Genomic DNA, 2,061 nt, shown 5'->3' with positions numbered 1-2,061 from the left:
CGCGCCCCTCGATGCCGGAGACCACGGCGCCCGCGCCGACGACTCCCACCTCGACCCGGGTCGTGGCGGGCACGGCGAGGGAGACGACGGCGCTGCGGCGGCAGCCCTTGCGGTCGAGCCACTTGAGGAAGCCCTTCCAGGGCAGGTCCTCATAGGCGACGGTGAGCGTGCCGTCCTCCTGGGTCACCCGCAGCGGCGGTCCGTCGATCTCGGTGACCTCCAGGCGGGCGGAACCTTCGTCCGTGCCCACCACGTTCACCGTGCCGTTGACTATGCGGACGTGGAGTGCGGTGACGGGGGCGTCGAACGTGAGCTTCACGGGCTCGGCGACGGACCACTCCGACATGAGCTGACCTCCTGGGCGGGTCGGACGTGACGCGCCATATCGCGTCCTCTCCCATTCACGATATATCGCGGATCCGCGAAGTCAAGAAGTCCGCCGAAGAGGTGGACTGTGAGCCGATTGGGGCGATCTGTCCTAGCGTGGAGCACATGTCGTCCGATGCTTCCTCCCCAGGTGTCTCCGGCGCCTCCGACGCCTCGTCCGGTTCCGCGAAGGCCGCCGGCGCGTTGCTGCTCTGCCGGGCCGAGCCCGACGTCGTCGAGATCGCGGTCCAGCTGCTCCGTGAGCGGATGCTGCTCGCGGAGGCCGGTTCCGGCTGGAGCGTGCTCGTGCCCGAGGGCAAGCCGTGGCTGCACGGCGGGGAGCCCGTCGACCGGGTGCTGACCGGTTGGGCCACCGCGCTCGCCGTCGGCTCGGCGTGGCCCGTGCTCGCGCTGTGGTGGGACGGCGACCGGTCCGGCTACACCCTCGCGGCGGGGTTCCGGCGGACGGTCGGATACGAATGGCTGGCGAACGGGACGCCGCTGGGGGAGGACGAGGCGATGCGGACGTTCGCCGCCCGGCTCGGCCTCGACCCCGTACTGGACATGCAGTCCCTGGAGGCGCTGGCCCGCCCCGACACGGAGGCGGACGCGCGCGCCAGAATGCTCGGCCTCCTCGCCGTCCTCACGCGCACGGGCCTCGCCCTGCCGCCGGGCCTCGGCCCCGGCGAACCGGCGGACCGCCTGCGCGAGGTGGCACGGATCCAGCAGGGCGTGCGCTCGGTCGAGTGGCCCGGATGGCGGGACGCGGTCCGCGCGGAGTTCGGAGCGGTCGACAAGGGCCCGCTGGGCCCCTGGGTGCGCGGCCCGAGGGCCAGGGTCCTGGCCGCGGCCCAGCTCGCCGCGGGCCTGCCCCTGGCGGTGTGGGCGGTACGGCGACGCAGCGCCGGGTGGGGCGCGGCGGCGGCGCTGCTGGTGGTGCAGGGGGCGGCGGGGCTCGCGTACGACCGGGCGCGGGGCGCCCAGGACGCAGTGCGGTGACGGCCCCAGGCTCGGCGGGGCGGCGCCGTCCCCACCGGGTGACTACTCGTCCTCGTCCTCGTCGTCCAGCCGCGCCAGCCACGTCGCCAGGCGCTCGACGGGGACCTCGAAGTCGGGGTTGAGGTCCACGAACGTGCGGAGCTGCTCGGCGAGCCACTCGAAAGTGACCTCTTCCTCGCCGCGCCGCTTCTCCAGCTCCTCGATGCCACGGTCGGTGAAGTACAACTCAAGCTCCTGAAGATGGTTCGTGGGGGCGGCTGCTCCCGCTTCATCGTATTCGGTGCGCGGGCGCCTCCGACCTGGCCGGTTTCGTGCGCCGTTCGGGGGTCGCCTGCAACCATGCGGGCCATTAACCTCGTCGCAGATCAAGTGGCGAGCGCGAAGGGTGAGTTGAACGGCGAACGGGGGGACCGTGGCGGGACACGTCCAGCAGATCGAACTGCCCGACGGGAAGATCGTGCACGCGCGCATCGGGGCGTCCGGCGCCCACGGTGAGGACGACGAGGACGTCGGCGTGCTCGACACCGCCGTCGCCAGGGTCGAGGAGCTCGGGGAACTGATCCGCGGCGTCGGTGCCTCCGTGCTCGACGCGGCCGCCGCCGCCAAGCCCGACGAGGCCAGCGTCACCTTCGGCGTGGAGCTGAGCGCGAAACCCGGCAAGGTGATCGCCGTGCTCGCCGAGGGCGAGGCCAAGGC

The 2,061-nt window shown here is 72.8% G+C and carries 3 protein-coding genes and 1 pseudogene; 2 read left to right on the top strand and 2 right to left on the bottom strand.

Translation table 11 applies throughout. From position 1 onward, the window contains the following. Positions 1 to 346 (bottom strand): annotated as a pseudogene (locus tag AOK03_RS15705) (DUF4097 family beta strand repeat-containing protein); the annotation flags it as partial. 146 nt (positions 347 to 492) lie between these two features. Between AOK03_RS15705 and AOK03_RS15700 the strand changes: the two are divergent. After that, the gene (locus tag AOK03_RS15700) at positions 493 to 1,365 is read left to right on the top strand and encodes a hypothetical protein (RefSeq protein ID WP_055565877.1); all 873 of its coding nucleotides are present in this window, start codon (positions 493 to 495) and stop codon (positions 1,363 to 1,365) included. A 42-nt stretch (positions 1,366 to 1,407) separates the two neighbouring features. On the opposite strand, the gene AOK03_RS15695 is transcribed toward AOK03_RS15700, so the two are convergent. Further along, positions 1,408 to 1,590: a DUF6104 family protein gene (locus AOK03_RS15695; protein WP_003961784.1), complete on the bottom strand. Its 183-nt coding sequence runs from the start codon at positions 1,588 to 1,590 to the stop codon at positions 1,408 to 1,410. 187 nt (positions 1,591 to 1,777) lie between these two features. On the opposite strand from AOK03_RS15695, the gene AOK03_RS15690 reads away from it, so the two are divergent. Continuing rightward, on the top strand, positions 1,778 to 2,061 hold a 284-nt coding region (locus AOK03_RS15690), incomplete at its 3' end, for a CU044_2847 family protein (RefSeq protein ID WP_055565876.1).

Origin of the sequence: Streptomyces atriruber, assembly GCF_001418325.1 — a bacterium.
GTDB classification, from domain to species: domain Bacteria; phylum Actinomycetota; class Actinomycetes; order Streptomycetales; family Streptomycetaceae; genus Streptomyces; species Streptomyces atriruber.
The sequence above is the reverse complement of the archived record's forward strand: the minus strand, read 5'-3'. Positions and strand labels throughout refer to the sequence as shown.